This window comes from Pseudocolwellia agarivorans (genome assembly GCF_002000085.1).
Taxonomy (GTDB): Bacteria; Pseudomonadota; Gammaproteobacteria; order Enterobacterales; family Alteromonadaceae; genus Pseudocolwellia; species Pseudocolwellia agarivorans.
The window spans coordinates 141954-159240 of record NZ_MUZU01000006.1 but is presented as its reverse complement, the minus strand read 5'-3'; the positions used below and the strand labels follow the sequence as shown (position 1 = coordinate 159240).

The window sequence follows — 17287 nt, the reverse complement described above, 5'->3', positions numbered from 1 at the left end:
CAACTCACGAGGCTTTTTTCATACATGGCTATGCCTTTTACTCGTTGTCTTTGTTTCCGAGCCAATTTATTTTATATAAGTCGCGACGTCTGTCTAAATAGTTTCTTACTGAGCCTTCATTTTGTAATGTACTTAGTTTCTCTAAGTCCAGATCAACAATTAACGTCATTTCTGTATTTGGTGTTGTTTCGGCCATAATTGCATCATGAGGGAAAGAGAAGTCTGATGGCGAAAATACGGCAGATTGAGCATATTGAATGTCAGCACCATCTACTTTGGGTAAATTACCCACACTACCGGCTATAGCTACATAACATTCATTTTCAATAGCCCGAGCTTGTGCGCAACAACGAACTCTTAAGTAGGCATTCTTTGTGTCTGTCCAAAAAGGCACAAATAATAATTGCATACCTTTTTCCGATTGAAGTCGAGCAAGTTCGGGAAATTCAATATCGTAACAAATTAAAATACCAATTTTACCGAAGTCGGTATCAAAAACTCGTAAATTATCACCACCTTGCATAATCCAAGCGCGTTTTTCATGGGGGGTAGGGTGAATTTTATATTGTGATTCTAGTGTTCCATCACGGCGACAAAAATAGGACACATTATATAGCTGGTTATCTTCCATAACGGGTAATGAACCCGCAATGATATTGATATTATAGCTAACGGCTAGACGAGAAATTGCTTCAATAATTTCTTCAGAAAATTCAGATAACGCTTTAATTGAATCAATAGAGTTTTGATGCGCTTCAATCCCCATTAAAGGTGCATTAAAAAACTCAGGCAATAAAGCTAAATCACATTGGTAATCTGAGAGGGCGTCAACAAAAAACTCTACTTGCTGAATAAGTTCCTCTACAGACTTAAGCGGCCTCATTTGCCATTGAACACAACCAACTCTTGCTGTTTTTTTGATAGCACCAAACAAGGGGGCTTTTTCATCATCGTAATATAAATTGGTCCATTCCAGCAGGGTGGCATAACCTTTCGATTCTTTGTCTTCAGGCAAGTATTTACTCAGAACGCGTCTTACTTCGAAATCGTTTGATAACTGAAAAGTTAAAATGGGATCATAAATTTCTTTCTTTTTAACAAGCTCAATATATTTTTGAGGTGACATGTCTTTTGCATGGTTTTGATAGTTGGGTATACGCCCACCGGCCACAATAGATTTAAGGTTTAAATTTTGGCAAAGTTCTTTTCTTGCTTCATACAATCGTCTACCAAGACGCATGCCTTGATAGTCTGGATGTACCACAACTTCAGCACCATATAATACATCACCTAATGGATCATGAGTTGTTAGGTAGGCATCACCCGTAATTTCTTCGTAAGTGTGGTGATCTCCAAATTTGTCATAATCTACAACAAGCGAAAAAGCTGCGGCAATCACTTTTCCATGATCTTCAATGCATATTTGGCCTTCTGGGAAAGTAGACAGTTGCGCTTTGAATTTTTTTTCTGGCCCAGCACCACCCATGTCAGGATAGATGAGTTCCATGACTTCTTTTAAATCGTCAAAATCACTTAACTCCAGGTTGCGTAAATTTAGTTTGTGTTCTGATTCATCAGTAAAAGTATTATCGTTCATTTTGATACCAGGTTTTTATAATTTCGACGTTTATTAAGCTATAAAAATAACGCCATGCTGAGTGGAAAAAAGTAGCTGACTCTATGTGTGAGGTACGAATAACAGCCAGACTATGTGCTCTGTTGAATGACTTGCTAAGTGCTTTTTATACCCAAGTTAATATATAAACTAAAACTATTATTTATGCATTATTTATTGGGTTTAATGTTTATGTGCCAAACAATAAAATAGTTGGTGTAAAGCCGAAGTATATAGCCTCACTTTTGGGCAGGAATCGAAAATAATCCTCTATTTCCATAATAAAACAGGAAATTATTTAACCTGAGCTCGGTTTAATAAATGTTCTTCTAGCTGCTATTTTTACTCACTTCTGCGTTAAATTCACTTGCAATAGGCCAGCTATTGACGCGTAAATTTGCCTTGAATTAAGTAAAAATATCAAGCTAGAAGCGAGATAGGGTTTTAATATTTACTTTTCAATAAGTTAACTACTTCTTAAACCGAATTCAGGTTATTTAATACTCTAATTTAAATTAAATGCTATACCCTAATTTATTGATAGGTAGGTGGGTTAATCTTACGCCTGTTGCATCAGCTATCGCATTACAAAATGCTGGCGCAAACGGTGGGTATGCAGGTTCGCCTAAACCCGTTGGAGGGTAGTTACTTTGTATAAAGTGTGATTCTATTTCAGGAACACCCGGCATACGTTGTAATGGGTAGTCGTGGAAATTAGACTGATCAACAACTCCGTTAGTAAAGGTAATTTCTTGCCCCATAACAACACTTAACCCGTCAATTACACAGCCTTGGCATTGGTTTTCGGCACCACTTAAATTAACAATAGGGCCAGCATCGCCTACTATAGTGACTTTATGAATAGTAATTTTTTTGTTTTCATCAACACTTAAGTCAACCACTTGCGCAACAGGTGTTGAATGACAGAAATAGAAAGCCATACCCATACCGCGACCTTTTTCTAGCTTTTTACCCCAGCCTGATTTTTTAGCAGCTAGCTTTAATACTTCAGCAGCTCTGCCTGTATGTAAAGAGTCTTTGTTGCCTTCATCAAGCCATTTAGATTCACCTAAAACTTCTAATAAAAACTCTAAATGATCACGACCCGCTAAGGTTGATAACTCATGTAAAAATGACTGGATTGGAAAAGCTAAACCATTTGATTGTGGTGCTCTTAAAGCAAAAATAGGCATTTTAGACTTGATAATACTTTGGCTTAATTCAAAGTTATTAATTAATGGCGCAGGGAAAACAGTTGTTCGTCTACCTGCAGGACCATTGGCTTTTTTATTACCACCCATGGTAATAAAGTGTTCTTGCCATGCGGTAATTTTACCTTGTTCGTCAACACCACCATTAAAGGTGAAAAAGGCACTAGGGCGATAAAAATCATGGCCAGTATCGCTTTCACGTGTTGAGGTATATTTTACGGGTCCTTTAACATGTTGCGCTATAGCAACTGCTTCCATCACGTAGTCGTTAGCTAATCGGCGACCAAAACCACCACCAACACGTGTTTGGTGTAAGGTTATATCGGCTGGATCAACGTTAGTTATGCGAGAAACTAATCCTATAGCGGGTTGTGGTAATTGTACTGGCGCCCATATTTCAATTTTTCCATCTTGCCATTGAGCAGTACAGTTCATAGGTTCTAGTGGTGTGTGAGCAATATAAGGGTAGCTATATACGCTAGATACTGTTTTAGCTGCGTTCTTAAGCCCTGTTACCGCGTCTCCTTTATTTAATAGCTTTTGATTGCTGCTGGCTTTTAACGCCAACTTTTCAGCTTGGGCTTTCATTTCGCTGTAGGTATCGCTTGCAGCGTTACTGTTATCCCATTCAATTACTAACGCTTTCTCAGCTTTAAAAGCTGCCCACGTTGAGGTAGCAACAATGGCTATCCCGTGTGCTAGTTGGCGAGGTGTTTTTGCTCCTTTAACAATAAAGGCGTCTTTAATTCCTGGGAGTTTTTTAATTTCGTCAAGATTAGCTTTTTTAGGTTTAGCACCATAAGCAGGTGATTTTACAAAAGTAGCATAAGACATGGCTTCTTTATGCTGATCAATACCAAATAATGGCTGGCCTGTAACAATAGCAAGGTTGTCGACACCACCAATACGCTTACCTAATAAAGTAAATTCATCAAACGACTTTAAAGTTAAGTCGCTTGGAGCTGGTACGTTTTGGTTAGCGGCACGTTCTACAAGGCTACCGTAACTTAATTTTTTACCTGATGGGTTATGAATGATATAACCTAATTTTGCACGACATTCATTAGCATTTACTGCCCACTGTTCAGCTGCCGCTTGTAATAACATGTGCTTAGCACTACCGCCTGCATTACGTAAGTTATCCCAATTGGTATTAATAGAGCGAGAACCACCTGCTGATTGACGCCCAAAAATAGGATCGATAGGCGCTTGTCTAACGGTAACCATTTCCCAGTCGGCATCAAGTTCTTCAGCAACAATCATCGGCATTGATGTTTTTACACCTTGGCCAATTTCTGGGTTAGGTGAATAAATCATTACCTGGCTGTCGGGTGTTATTTGTAAAAAAGCATTTAGCGCTTTTGGGTTTTCTAACGTGGCTGCAATGGCGAACTTAGGCACATGCCAACCTAAAATTAAACCGCCAGTAGCGATGCCTGTCATTTTTAAAAAGCTTCTACGATTAACGTTAACTAATTCCATTATTTCACTTCCTTAGCTAATGAATAATCCATCTTTTTCGCTGTGTTATCTTCAATTCCTGCGGCAAGTTTTATGGCTTGTTTAATGCGAACATATGTACCGCATCTACAAATATTACCCGCCATAGACTGCTCTATTTGTTCATCAGTGGGTTTAGGCGTTTCTTTAAGTAAAGCCACTGCGCTCATAATTTGCCCTGCTTGGCAGTAGCCACATTGGGCAACATCTAAATCGTGCCATGCCTGTTGTATAGGGTGAAGTTTGTTATCTGAGGCAATACCTTCAATCGTTGTTATGTTCTGTTCACCTAATGCTGCCACAGGAATTTGGCAAGAACGAATAGGGTTGCCATTCATATGCACAGTGCAAGCACCGCATAAGCCTTTACCACAGCCATACTTGGTGCCAGCCATATTAAGTTCATCTCTCAACAGCCATAAAAGTGGCGTGTCACTTTCTATATTAGATGTTGTTATTGATTTTCCATTAATGGAAAGGTTGTATATAGGCATGGTTTATCACTTTTATGAAACGCGTTGAAACGTTGTTTTTATCGATTGATATGATGTAATTAATTTACTATAGACTTGATAGAAAGAAAGGCTTAATTGCTGTTATTTACATATATTTACACTTAACAGAATAAATAAAGGCATAAACATAAATATTTTCCGAGTTAATTTATTCAAAAAATAAAATCTATAAAGCTCTATCTGTTCGATTTATGAAATAATCAATTGCTTTTTGTAGTGTTTTTTAACTGATACTTGCAACGTATACTTGCTTCAACTTATTTAAATCAGTCAATTAACTAACACATAGGTAGAGCAATGATGAATAAAATGAAAAAAGCAATAGTGGCAGCAGTAGCAGTAACATCAGCAGCATTAGCAAGTAATGTAACCGCTGAAACTACACTTAATGTGGATGTATTTAATCCCGAAAGCAATAGCATATTCCCTGTTTCATCAAGCATTATTAGTGGTACGAGTGAAGTACTATTAGTTGATGCACAATTTCAGCGTAATGATGCTGAAGTGCTGGTGAAAAAGATTTTAGCAAGCGGTAAAACCTTAAAAACAGTTTATATCAGCCATGGTGATCCTGACTTTTATTTTGGTCTTGATGTAATTAAAGCAGCATTTCCTGAAGTGAAAGTTCTTGCTACAGAATCAACGGTTAGCAAAATCAAAAAGTCGATGGACGGTAAACTAACTTACTGGGGACCAATCTTAAAAGATAATGCACCTAAAAAATTATTTGTACCCGAAGTGGTTAATACCGACAAATTAATGGTAGATGGAACACCTATTTATATTAAAAACTTACAGCATGACCCTTCACACACGTACTTATGGATCCCATCAATAAAAACAGTAGTAGGCGGTGTTGTCGTTTTTGACAAAATGCACGTTTGGGTTGCAGATACTAAAACAACAAGTGATCGAAATACTTGGTTAACAACTCTGTCTAACATTGAAGGCTTAAAACCTGAAGTTGTTATTCCAGGTCATTTTTTAGCGGGTAGTAAAAAAGACTTATCGTCTATCACTTACATGAAGTCTTACCTTACAGATTTTGAAAAAGCGGTTTCGCAATCAAAAACGTCAGATGACGTGGTGAATATTATGACGAAAACATACCCAAATGTTGGTGCCGAAAACATTCTGTCTTTAGGCTCTAAAGTAGTCATGGGTGAAATGGAATGGCGTTAATCGCTTAGCGTAATAGTCGTTAACCTGAGTTCAGAGTAATAACTTATTGTGAACTTAGGTCATTCAACAAATTAAGGTGATTAAAATGAACAAAGCAAAACTACATATTGTTGTTGACCCTTTATGCGGTTGGACATATGGCGCAGGTCCGTTAATTGAAGCAGCGAATAATATAGAAGATTTAACCGTGAAAATTCATTCAGGTGGCATGTTAACGGGAAATAATAGAAAGAAGATTCATGTCGACTGGCGTGAATTTGCCTTAAAAAACGATAAGGTAATCGCTGAAAGAACAGGGCAAGTTTTTGGTGAACAATACACTGATGGTTTGTTAACAGATCACTCCGTCGTACTAGACTCTTCACCCGCAAGTACAGCGATATTAGCAGCAGAACAACTTGGTTTTGCGGCTGCTACTATGCTTAACAGTATTCAAAAAGCTTATTATCAAAACGGTAAAAATATTACGCAGTTGCAAGAGCTCGTTGATATCGCGGTAAGCAATGGATTATCGAGAGAAAGCTTTACCCAAAAATTTGAACAGTTAAAAGGTGAAGCAACCAGTAAATACTTTGATGACAGTCGAATATTACTGCAAAACATTAACGGTAGAGGCTTTCCGTCAAGCGCTATTGAGTTTGATAATAACCAATGGCAAGAGTTAGATATTGCAAGTTACTACGGACAAACCGAAGCTTGGCAGACTCAATTAGCTAGTTTGTTAAAACATTAAGTGTAAGTGAGTATTTATGGCTAAGCGACCAATAAACTTTTTAATTAAATATTTTATGTTTTTTATCATTGCTCATACCGCTAGTGCATTTGGTACGGGAATATTATCGGAGGAAAGCATGACTAATCTTGAAATAGTGCAAAGTACATACGAAGGTAAAACTTCAGAAGAAAATGGTAAAAACCTTCAAAAATATTTGAGTCGTAACGTGCAATGGCGTGAGGCAGACGGTTTTCCTTACGCGGGTACATATCAAGGTTTTAATGAAATAGCATCGAATGTTTTTGCGAAGTTAGCAAGCCAATGGGATGACTATAAATTTACAGCTGAAAATTACGTAGCTCAAAACAATATTGTTATCGCTTATGGAACATATTCAGGTACCTACCGTGAAACAGGAAAAAGCTTTAACGCTAGGGTTGCACACATATGGAAGCTAAAAGATAAAAAAATTATTAGTTTTGAACAAATAGTTGATAGCAAAATGGTTACCGATGCTATGCATTAAAAGTACTGATTAGATTGTTATGTATTAAAAATAAGCATTTTTACTCTATTCAAATTATTAATAAAGATAGTTGAATAGAGTTATTGCTACCACCTATGCTTTCCTTCAAAAATTATTACTGTACTTTTCTTTTAAATGTTTTATGTTGTAAATCGCAATTTAAGGCGAACGTTTTCCTTTAGCTGCAGCTTTCTACTTTTTGTTACATCTTTTAAAGAAAATAATGTAGCGAATACGACAATTTATAATGAATAATAATTAAGACCAATAACCGTAAATTACAATTGTTATTGAATATTTACCGATATTTTTTATCGCAAAACCTCCTATTGTGGAACCTATTATGAAATTTAATTTTAAATTACTGTTGGTTGTATTGTCAGCTTTCAGTGTTCATGCTTTTGCTGCTTCTGATCAAAAACAGCCTAACATTATTATCGTACTAGCTGATGATCTTGGTTATGGTGATGTTGGCTTCAATGGTGCAAAAGATATTAAAACACCAGAGCTAGACGACTTAGCGTCAAAAGGAACCAAGTTTTCATCAGCGTATGTTGTTCATCCTTTTTGTGGGCCAAGCCGAATGGGTATGTTTTCAGGACGTTATCCTCATAAATTTGGTGGGCAATTTAACTTACCGCAGCCTGCTAGAGGTTATGTTGAATACAACAAACAAGGTATTGACGTTAATGAAGTATTAATGGGTAATGTACTGCAAGATGCGGGTTACTACACCGGAGCTGTAGGTAAATGGCATATGGGACGTGGCCCTAAGTATCACCCAAATGCTAGAGGATTTGACGATTATTACGGCTTTTTAGATGGAGGACATCGTTACTTTCCTGAAGATTATGAATCAATTTATAACAAGCAAGTCAAAGCGGGTAATAAACGTATTCATAGTTATTTATTACCTTTAGAGCACAATGGTAAAGAAGTACGTGAAACTGAATACATGACAGATGCGCTATCACGTGAAGCTTCACGTTTTATTACGCAAGCATCAGCCAAAGATAAACCATTTTTCCTTTATGTTGCTTACAATGCGCCACATGCTCCTATGGAAGCCAAAGCTGAAGATATGGAAAAGTTTGCTTCTATAAAAGATAAAAAACGCAGAACTTATGCTGCTATGGTTTATGCCGTTGACCGTGGTGTAGGTGATATTGTTAAAACATTAAAAGCGACAGGTGAATATGAAAATACGCTTATTGTTTTCTTAAGTGATAATGGTGGAAAGCCTGAACAAGGTGCTGATAACTCACCGCTGCGAGGCGAAAAAGGCGATGCTTACGAAGGCGGATTCCGTGTACCTATGTTTTTTCATTGGCCAAGTAAAGTACCCGCAGGAAAAGTATTTAATTACCCTGTAAGTGCGTTAGATTTTTACCCAACTTTTGCTCATTTAGCAGATGCTAACATTCCTGCAACCAAGTCTTTAGATGGTGTAAATATTTGGGAAGATCTACTGGCAGATAAAAATCCACGTAAAAACAGTAATATTTACGTTATGCGTTATAGAGGGGCAGATGTAGATATTGGTGTACGTATGAATGAATGGAAAGCGACTAAAGTGGTTAACAAACCTTGGAAACTTTTTAATATCAATAAAGACATTAGTGAATCTAATGATATAAGTGCTAAATACCCAGAGGTACTAGCCACCATGGTTAAAGAAGCAGAACAATTTAATCAAAGCCATCGCCAACCTATTTGGTTTGATAGTGAAAAAGCAGGAGAGCAATGGTTAAAAGAGCAAAAGGGCGCTAAAACGCCAGTATTTAAAAATACGTTTGAGCTTTAATACTTAACCTCAACTCGCATTAATGAACGTTAACCTAAGTTGAGGTTGCTTAGTCTTAAAAACCATTATCAATTAATATTCCTTAGCTGTATGGCTAAGGAACCTCAGCTCGGGATAAGCAAAGTTACTCAACAAGCTATTTTCATGCCTAACTTCGTTGAATTTATTACTAATAGCCAGCTATTAGATAGAAAAATTCGCCTTGTTATACACAAAAATATCAATGTTGAGAGACTAATATAACTTAGGAAAACAACGATACAGATTAAGATTTTGATAAATAAGATTTTTAATTCATTATCTAACATTCATTAACCCGAGTTGAGGTTAAGGAATATTTTAAACATCAAAGTCCGCAAATCTAATATTTTTTCTTGTGCTTGAGCACTTAATAACTCCCTTCTATTTATAATACCAACAGAGGTTCAGCTTTTTTTATTTCTCTAATATTGTATTTGTAATGTAAAAATTGTGTTTTTCATAATGGCACAATAACCCAATTTTTATTTGTTATAGCCCGTTAAGAAAAGAATTAAATACAAGTTTTTAATTTAATTCGTTATTCATGGTGATCCGGAGGAGCTTAAATTTCATATAAATAAAAACTCGTTATTTATTAAAAGTAACTATAATCATGAATGAACATTAAAATGTTTAATACCCATTTAATTGTATGAAATAGGTATAAGTACTGTTTACATAGCTTCAACAATATTTGAAGTTAATGGAATTTATGTAAATTAATCATTTTATAAATATATACTTCTAGGCGTATTATGGCTGCTAAAACTAAACTCATTCTTTTTATTGCTCTTTTATTTACTACTATAATTATTGCAATATCTACCATCGGATTTATTAACTTTAAATCATCTTCTGTTGAAAACTACTCTAATAAGCTGAGTAACCAAGCATTTTTAACATCTAAAGCTGTAGAGCAAAATGTTAATCGATATTTTTCTCTCTTAACTATGGTGGCTTCTCAAATTGTTATTGATACAAATGGTGAGTTAGATGTTGAAAAATTTGTTACAGAGGCACATCGAGTAAAAGATGAACTCAATGTATTAAATGCTTATATCGGGCTAAAAAGCGGTGTTACTTATTCGTCTGCTAAAAATGGCATTATCAAAAATTTTAATGCGAAAGAATTAAAGCGAGAATGGTATACACGAATCTTTGCAGGTGAAAAAAATATTATCACGACACCTTATAAAAGTGCCGCTGATAATTTAGTTATGGCGATTGGCGTACCTGTAATTCGTAATGGTGAAATCGTTGCCGTACTTTGCGTTAATTTAGCGCTTGATCAACTCACTAACTTTGTTAAAGAGCTTTCAGAAGATAACCAAATTTATGTTACGCGCGCAGACGGTTACGTACTCGCCTCTAAATTTCCTAAAGACATAGGCAACAACCTATTTAAAACCATTCCAGCTTTTGCTCAGAATAAAGAAAGTGCTTTTGCACCGCATGCTTACACATTAGATAAGAAAGAATATTTTGCTATATCAGTGCCTATTAAATCTTTAGATTGGGCCGTTATGGCATGGGATTCACAGGAACGAATTAACTCATCATCTAATAATAATTTGATTTACACGAGTATTATGGCGATCAGCTTAATTATTGTTTCACTCGTTATTATTTATGTGATTGTTATTCGATTAATGTATATCCCAATTGGTGGTGAGCCGAAAGAAATAGAGCAGTTATTACATAAAATTGCTGAAGGTGATTTAGCCTCTGCACCTTTACCATCAGATAAAGATACAGGCGTTTATGCTGAAATTCTTAAAATGGCGATAAATCTTCGTAGCATAGTGCAGTCCATTAATAATTCTGCTGAGCAGTTAGATGCTTCTTCTACTCAAATGTTTCAATCATCTGGTGAGGTGAATAATAGTTCGTCAGATCAAATGGTGCGTATTGAAGCCACAGCTACTGCAATGAATGAAATGACCATTACAGTTGATGAGGTAGCTCGAAATGCTGTGCAAGCTTCTGATGCAGCAGATACAACAAGTTCTGACGCAGCCAAAGGTACTGGCATTGTTGAATCGATGAGTGAAAGTCTTAACTTGTTACTTAGCGGTATCGATAAAGTAGTTACGGTTTCTAATAATTTAGAAAAAGAAACCGACAGCATTGGCAGTATTTTAAATGTTATAGATAGTATTTCAGAACAAACAAATTTACTTGCACTTAATGCTGCTATTGAAGCAGCCCGTGCAGGAGAACATGGTCGTGGTTTTGCAGTAGTTGCGGATGAAGTGAGAAACCTAGCAACTAAAACTAAAGAAAGTACAAACGAAATTCATACCATGATCACGCGATTGCAGCTTGAATCTAAAAACTCTGTGCAATTAATGGATGTTATTGTGAGTGATGCTCAGCAAACTAAAGAAAAGTCGACTGAGGTTAATCAGTCACTACAATCCATTCAACACTCAATCAATGTTATTCAAGATATGAACACCCAAATAGCTACTGCGGCAGAAGAGCAAACACATGTCGCTTCTGAAATTAATGAAACCGTAGTCGCGATAAATGACCTTGCTAAATACACACATGAAAAATCAAGTAATAACAAAGAAATAGCAACACACCTAAAAGAGGTTGCTCAGTCTTTAAAAGAGACAATTGTTATATTTAAGCTATAACTTTTGCGCAAAACAAGCTTTAACTAAAAACATATGGCAAGGGATATTATGATTAATTCGATGTATCGAAATCTGAAAAAAACGTTAAGTTACTCTGTTATAGCGGTTTGTTGTTCGTCTACTTTTGCTAGTAACGCGCAAGATACAGTAGAGCAACGTTTAGAAAAATTAGAGAAAAAATTAAAAACTTATCAAAAGCAGGAGCAAGAAAAGAAAAAGCCTAACGTTAGTAAAACGCGTTTCGCGGGCCTTGTACAAATGGATTATAACCAATACAACGGCGCTTATAATGCAAATAATGAAGGAGCAACAGGATCTGACGTTTTTGTTAGACGAGTACACTTAAGGGCTTTTCATAAAGCTAACGATAAGCTCGATTATGTTTTATTACTATTAGCTGATGATGATTCTACGCGGTTTTTTGTTGGTTTTGCTCGTTATCAACCTAACAATAAAACTGAATTTCGAATAGGTAAAATTAAAGAAGATAGAAGTTTTTCGGTTCAGTACATTGGTGAAGAATTAACAGCTGAACGTCCTATGGTTGCGAATGCTTTTGCTACTGCGTTTCAATGGGGGATTCAGGGACATAGATTATTTGATCATGGTTTTAGATTATCGGCTGGCGTTTTTGAAGATAAAAAATATGCTGGGGATAAAGACGGACGTGATGCTAACGACAAACTTGAACTTGGCTATAATACTCGTGGAACATGGTCATATATGACCAATGATTCAGTTTTCCATCTTGGCGCGTCTTACGCTTTAAGAGAGCTAGGTAAAGAAAAAATTGCGTTAACGGAAAGGGCGGGGATTAGAAATGCAACCAACCGTTTAGTTCAGGCACCCACCTTAGATGCAGCTAACGATACAACTATTATTATGGGCGAAATTGCTTATCAAAAAAATGCTTTTCGCATTGAAGGTGAATACGGAAATATGGACGTAGATGCCGTTGATAGCAGTGTTAACGACTTATCTTTTAGTGGTTATTATGTAACAGCAAGCTACTTTCTTAATGGCGATACCCATTTAAAATACAATACTAAGTACGCTAAATTTGGCCGACCAACAGACGAAAATGGTATTTGGGAAGTGTACGCTCGCTACAGTGTATTAGACCTAGTCGATCATAATGAGGGCACTAAAGCCGAAGTTTCTATGATAGGCACTAATTATTACATCAATCAAAATATCAACTTACAACTGCAATACTATGATGCTCAAGTGTCAGGGCCCGATATTACTAAGTCACCATTTACCAGTACAACAGGGCAAACATATCACGACGGTAATGCTATCGCTGCAAGAGTGTCTTACCGCTTTTAAAATATTTTAAATAGTGAATTCTTTCCCTGATATTTCACATAAGTTTAAAAACATCAATACTGAGGGAGCATTATCAATAATAAATTGAGAATGTTTCGTCAGTATTGATGTTTTTGTTAAACTTTTGATTAGTTACTCTATTACTACTGAACTCCCATTCATCTTAATAAGGTAGTAACTGTGAAATTATATATATATGAACATTGCCCATTTTGTATTCGTGTTAGATATGTAGCTAAGATGCTACATATTTCATTACAAGAAATTATCGTTGATTATCATGACAAAGAAACACCTATTCAATTAGTAGGTAAAAAAGTTGTACCTATTTTAATTAAAGATGACGGTACGCCTATGTTAGAGAGCAGCGATATTATTGATTACCTTATTTCATTAAAGCACGACTATGTCGCATCTGCCCCCGCTGAAACGACTTTACAATGGCAAAAGAAAGCTTTTCCTTTGTTGCAACGTATAGGTTATCCACGATGGTTGTCACTGAATTTAGCTGAGTTTTCAAAAGAAGAAAGTCATTTAGCTTGGGTTGCTAATAAGCAAGTAGCTGAATTAAATTTTGATCACTTACTTGAGCAAACAGCGGAAATAGTAAAACACGTTGAAGCTTTAGCTAACGAAGCTGAACAATTACTTAATTTTAATGGCACTGATACCCAAGCTTCTTTGGTGGATCAAGCTATTTATTATTCCATATTATCAGGGGTAAGTTGCGAACCAACAATTAACTGGCCTGAAAAGCTACAGCATTGGTTAAATATACAAAGCGAAAACTTAGCACTTCCATTATTAAAGTTATATTAAGAATCGTTAATGAAATTTACGCCTCTATTTATCGCTAGCTTATTTTTAGTCACTCAGGCTAATGCAAGTAGCGAGCAAGATAAAATTAATCAACAAATTATGTCGACGCCTGGTAAAGGAACCATTGAAAGGTTAGCACTACACTTAACAGCTGAGCCTTTTTTATTGAATTTAGCACAGCAGCCCTCGGAGCAAATGGGGATGTTATTATCACGTCAATATTTTCATGGCAGCCAATCAACTGTTTATTCAAATGGTAAACAATCTAAGATGAAAACCGGAGATATTATGGTGTTTACGACTAATATTCCACACGAATTTCATTTCACTAAAGCCTCTATTAATATCGATTTTTTTGCACCGGCAAGACAAGATTGGATTGATGGAACAGCTGACTATATTAAAAATAGGTAATTATAAATACTATGAAGTTAAACAAATTAAATAAAGTACTTACACTTATTTTAGGCAGCTCATTTGTATTGTCAGCATGTGTTTTAGCAGACAATACCGTAAAGTCTAAAATCTACGCAAAGGTTGATGGTGCTGTTGGTGGTATTACCTATACTAAAAATGAACGTTTTATTTTTAGTTACCATCCTTTTTATAATCCGAATGTAAAAGTGGGAGAGTTATTAAAAAATGGTGAAACAATCCCGTTTCCTAATGCTGAAATGCAGCGAGCATATAAAGCCGATGGTTCACTTAAGAATCCGGCTGATTATTTAAACTGGGTTTTAGGTGTAAGAGCTGATGGAGAAGGGGTTGTATGGATACTTGATTCAGGGCAAGCGGAACCTCGTATAACGCCGAAACTTGTAGCATGGAATGTATTAACGAATATGTTAGATCGCATTATTTATTTACCTTCTCCCATATCGTTACCTGAATCTCAGCATAATGATTTAGCCATATCACATAAATTTAATATGATAGTTATTGCTGATGAAGGTATTGGTAACGGTCCAAAAGGAGATAAAGCAGCATTAGTTACTGTTGACCTTAAAACAGGAGTAAGTCGTCGTATATTACAAGGACATGAAAGCGTATTACCTGACTTTACTCTACCAATAATAACGGATGCGGGAACTAAGAAACAAAAACAAATAGATGTATTTGTCGGTGCTGATGGTATTGTTTTAGACCGAAAAGAAGAATGGCTATACTTTGCGCCACTGAACAAAAAATATGTATATCGTATTCAAATGGCTGACATTGCTAATACTGCTTTGTCTGAAAAAGAACTCGGTAATAAAGTTGAGCAGTATGCTGAAAAACCAAATAACGGTGGCTTAAGTATTGATGAAAATGATAACTTATATTTAACCGTAGTAGGCGAACGAAAAATTGGTGTAATTCCTGCTGGCACACGTAAGTATAGAGATTACACAAGTGACCAGCAGATGGTATGGCCAGATGGTGTTAGTGTAGGCCCTAATGGTGATATGTATACAGGTGCAGCACAATTGCCACTTTCAGCTCCATTGAATAATGGTGTTGCTGAAAATAAACCACCGTATTTAATTTACCAGTTCAGGCCGATAGCTGACGGCGTATTAGGTAGGTAACCCAAAGTAATTTACGGCCTAATAAGACAATGACAAAAAAGCTTTCATTATGAAAGCTTTTTTGTGTTCGAGTATATTTGTTGTAGCTTATAAACTAAAAAGAATATCTGTTCTTATAATGTATTTAACACCGCTAGTGATCATTGCTGAGCCGTGTAAACAATGTAAAGGGTGTGATCCATGAGGAAAGCAAAGCATACTACCTGCTGGTGTTCTAATACCTTTTGTTTCTGCTCCATGTGGATTACGCGCTGGCTTATTTGGGTTTAACCTATCAATTAAAAACTCAGTTGCACCTCCAGTAAAATCTTCACTTAAAAAAATCAAACACGTATATAAGCTGTATCTATCGCCAAAAGCATCAATAACGGGTTTTTCATTTATTATTCTGCTTCCAGGCCAAGCACCATCAGTGTGAATAGCAAAGTAGTCACCTTTTTCATAACGATAAAAACGAAAGCGTTGATTTAACCCTAAGGCGTTTTTATTTAAAAAATGAGTATTGTTCTGGTTAATTAAATCAGTGATCCTTGACCAAATAATCTGTTCGGTTAAATGATCTGTGATCCAATTTACATTCATATTATGGCGAATATTTCTACTTAACGATACAGCAGCATCTTCAGTGTAGCCCATTTGTTCTGCTGCTTTTATAAAGCTTTGGCATTCATCTTTACTCAGTACATTATGTAACTGAAAAGCGCCAGGAACCCCTTCAACTTCTGTTCTGGAAATTAACTGAGTAGCTGAGGCTTTCAATTCTAGTGGATTCTGATCATAGCTGGCCCATAGAGGTAAATGTGTGTTTGTACTGCCTAGTTCGTGAGCAGCAACATAGAAAGGTTTAGATTGAGTATTTGTCATTGTTAAGGAACCGCCTGTATTTCAACAATAAGACCTTCAGGTCCTCTTACAAAAATTTGTTTGGTATGGGTATCAGGTACCGTATTCATAGAATAATGTAGCGATAATTTCTCTATTCTGTTCAGCACTTCCTTGTAGTTATCTGTAAAAAAACATACATGATGCACAATGTTTTGTTCAGAACTATTATTAGGCTGAAAACTGTTTTGTTGTGGCACAGGGGCTTGACGAAATATGTGAACTAAGTCTTTTCCATCAGAAAATAAAAAATAACCATTAAATGAAAGATTAGGGCGTGTACCTATTTCAAAACCAAGTAAATCGATTAAAAAATCTCGGATACCTTCGGGATCTTTGGCACTTAATGACAGGTGATCAAATCTAACATTCATGCTAACTCCTTAATATTCATGTTCGGGTGGCAATACAATTAATATAAAAATTTGGGTGAACTAAAGTGCCCAACAATGGCTTAGTTCACCCAATATTTTTTGATATGTATTTAATATACTTAAGAGGGAGTCTCTTAACGGAGTAATTAACCGATTTTTGTCATTTCACTTAATGTAAATTGCGCAACAGCACCATCAGTAGCTGCCATGTACTCAGCTAAATGTGTATTGCCCATATGTGTTTGCCATAACTCACGTGTTTCCCAGTTTTCGTAAAAAGTGAAGTGTGCTGGATTTTCATTGTCTTGATGTAAGTCATAGTTAATACAACCTTTTTCAGCACGTGTAATGTCGATAAGCTTAATAAGCTCAGCTTTTACTAATTCAATTTTGTCTTCGTTTGCTAAAATGTTTGCAACAATAGTTAATGTAGTCATTATTTTTTCCTTTAGTTAGTTTTAAAAATTTTGTTAAAGATGCTCTAAACAGCTGAGTTAATATTAATAGGTAAACTATTATTATTAAACAGGTTAAAAAGTGAATCATTATCAAATAATAATTGATAATTTTTTTTAGCAAAACTA

The 17287-nt window shown here is 35.9% G+C and carries 15 protein-coding genes; 9 read left to right on the top strand and 6 right to left on the bottom strand.

From position 1 onward, the window contains the following. Nucleotides 1-37: 37 nt before the first annotated feature. From B0X80_RS11280 to B0X80_RS11270, 3 genes are all read right to left on the bottom strand, one after another. Entirely contained in the window at nt 38-1597 is a 1560-nt protein-coding gene (locus B0X80_RS11280; RefSeq protein WP_077340364.1) for a bifunctional GNAT family N-acetyltransferase/carbon-nitrogen hydrolase family protein, read from the bottom strand. Between the two features lie 533 nt (nt 1598-2130). Next, on the bottom strand, nt 2131-4308 hold the full coding sequence (locus B0X80_RS11275) for a xanthine dehydrogenase family protein molybdopterin-binding subunit (RefSeq protein ID WP_077340362.1): 2178 nt from the start codon (nt 4306-4308) through the stop codon (nt 2131-2133). Further along, nucleotides 4308-4814, bottom strand: a complete 507-nt coding sequence (locus tag B0X80_RS11270) for a (2Fe-2S)-binding protein (protein WP_175623934.1) — start codon at nt 4812-4814, stop codon at nt 4308-4310. Before B0X80_RS11270 ends, B0X80_RS11275 begins: the two co-directional genes overlap by 1 nt. Nucleotides 4815-5138: 324 nt before the next feature. On the opposite strand from B0X80_RS11270, the gene B0X80_RS11265 reads away from it, so the two are divergent. The 9 genes from B0X80_RS11265 (at nt 5139) to B0X80_RS11225 (ending at nt 15447) form a co-directional block, all read left to right on the top strand. Beyond that, nucleotides 5139-6023 (top strand): MBL fold metallo-hydrolase, encoded by an 885-nt coding sequence (locus B0X80_RS11265; protein WP_245825443.1) that lies wholly within the window; start codon nt 5139-5141, stop codon nt 6021-6023. 85 nt (nt 6024-6108) lie between these two features. After that, nucleotides 6109-6756 carry a DsbA family protein gene (locus tag B0X80_RS11260; RefSeq protein WP_077340357.1) on the top strand — a complete coding sequence of 216 codons (648 nt, stop codon included), beginning with the start codon at nt 6109-6111 and terminating at the stop codon, nt 6754-6756. A 16-nt stretch (nt 6757-6772) separates the two neighbouring features. Further along, nucleotides 6773-7264, top strand: a complete 492-nt coding sequence (locus tag B0X80_RS11255; RefSeq protein ID WP_245825442.1) for a nuclear transport factor 2 family protein — start codon at nt 6773-6775, stop codon at nt 7262-7264. 343 nt (nt 7265-7607) lie between these two features. Continuing rightward, nucleotides 7608-9068, top strand: coding sequence for a sulfatase family protein (locus B0X80_RS11250; protein WP_077340355.1), 1461 nt, complete (start codon nt 7608-7610; stop codon nt 9066-9068). Nucleotides 9069-9844: 776 nt separating this feature from the next. Then, complete coding sequence (locus B0X80_RS11245) at nt 9845-11731, top strand: methyl-accepting chemotaxis protein (RefSeq protein ID WP_077340353.1); 1887 nt, start codon at nt 9845-9847, stop codon at nt 11729-11731. A gap of 48 nt (nt 11732-11779) precedes the next feature. Next, a complete protein-coding gene (locus tag B0X80_RS11240) occupies nt 11780-13060 on the top strand; it encodes an OprO/OprP family phosphate-selective porin (RefSeq protein ID WP_175623930.1) in 1281 nt (426 codons plus the stop codon). A 180-nt stretch (nt 13061-13240) separates the two neighbouring features. Then, complete coding sequence (gene grxB / locus B0X80_RS11235) at nt 13241-13879, top strand: glutaredoxin 2 (protein WP_077340349.1); 639 nt, start codon at nt 13241-13243, stop codon at nt 13877-13879. Between the two features lie 9 nt (nt 13880-13888). Continuing rightward, nucleotides 13889-14293: a cupin domain-containing protein gene (locus B0X80_RS11230; protein ID WP_077340348.1), complete on the top strand. Its 405-nt coding sequence runs from the start codon at nt 13889-13891 to the stop codon at nt 14291-14293. An 11-nt stretch (nt 14294-14304) separates the two neighbouring features. Beyond that, on the top strand, nt 14305-15447 hold the full coding sequence (locus B0X80_RS11225) for an L-dopachrome tautomerase-related protein (RefSeq protein WP_077340346.1): 1143 nt from the start codon (nt 14305-14307) through the stop codon (nt 15445-15447). 87 nt (nt 15448-15534) lie between these two features. On the opposite strand, the gene B0X80_RS11220 is transcribed toward B0X80_RS11225, so the two are convergent. From B0X80_RS11220 to B0X80_RS11210, 3 genes are all read right to left on the bottom strand, one after another. Continuing rightward, on the bottom strand, nt 15535-16311 hold the full coding sequence (locus B0X80_RS11220; protein WP_077340344.1) for a prolyl hydroxylase family protein: 777 nt from the start codon (nt 16309-16311) through the stop codon (nt 15535-15537). Between the two features lie 2 nt (nt 16312-16313). Then, nucleotides 16314-16703: a VOC family protein gene (locus B0X80_RS11215; protein WP_077340342.1), complete on the bottom strand. Its 390-nt coding sequence runs from the start codon at nt 16701-16703 to the stop codon at nt 16314-16316. Nucleotides 16704-16849: 146 nt separating this feature from the next. Next, complete coding sequence (locus B0X80_RS11210) at nt 16850-17140, bottom strand: putative quinol monooxygenase (protein ID WP_077340340.1); 291 nt, start codon at nt 17138-17140, stop codon at nt 16850-16852. Between the last annotated feature and the right edge of the window lie 147 nt (nt 17141-17287).

Coding starts and splice junctions, on each gene's coding strand:
- B0X80_RS11280 (WP_077340364.1), bottom strand. CDS start 1,597: ATGAACGATAATACTTTTACTGATGAATCAGAACACAAACTAAATTTA.
- B0X80_RS11275 (WP_077340362.1), bottom strand. CDS start 4,308: ATGGAATTAGTTAACGTTAATCGTAGAAGCTTTTTAAAAATGACAGGC.
- B0X80_RS11265 (WP_245825443.1), top strand. CDS start 5,139: ATGATGAATAAAATGAAAAAAGCAATAGTGGCAGCAGTAGCAGTAACA.
- B0X80_RS11260 (WP_077340357.1), top strand. CDS start 6,109: ATGAACAAAGCAAAACTACATATTGTTGTTGACCCTTTATGCGGTTGG.
- B0X80_RS11255 (WP_245825442.1), top strand. CDS start 6,773: ATGGCTAAGCGACCAATAAACTTTTTAATTAAATATTTTATGTTTTTT.
- B0X80_RS11250 (WP_077340355.1), top strand. CDS start 7,608: ATGAAATTTAATTTTAAATTACTGTTGGTTGTATTGTCAGCTTTCAGT.
- B0X80_RS11245 (WP_077340353.1), top strand. CDS start 9,845: ATGGCTGCTAAAACTAAACTCATTCTTTTTATTGCTCTTTTATTTACT.
- B0X80_RS11240 (WP_175623930.1), top strand. CDS start 11,780: ATGATTAATTCGATGTATCGAAATCTGAAAAAAACGTTAAGTTACTCT.
- B0X80_RS11230 (WP_077340348.1), top strand. CDS start 13,889: ATGAAATTTACGCCTCTATTTATCGCTAGCTTATTTTTAGTCACTCAG.
- B0X80_RS11225 (WP_077340346.1), top strand. CDS start 14,305: ATGAAGTTAAACAAATTAAATAAAGTACTTACACTTATTTTAGGCAGC.
- B0X80_RS11220 (WP_077340344.1), bottom strand. CDS start 16,311: ATGACAAATACTCAATCTAAACCTTTCTATGTTGCTGCTCACGAACTA.
- B0X80_RS11215 (WP_077340342.1), bottom strand. CDS start 16,703: ATGAATGTTAGATTTGATCACCTGTCATTAAGTGCCAAAGATCCCGAA.
- B0X80_RS11210 (WP_077340340.1), bottom strand. CDS start 17,140: ATGACTACATTAACTATTGTTGCAAACATTTTAGCAAACGAAGACAAA.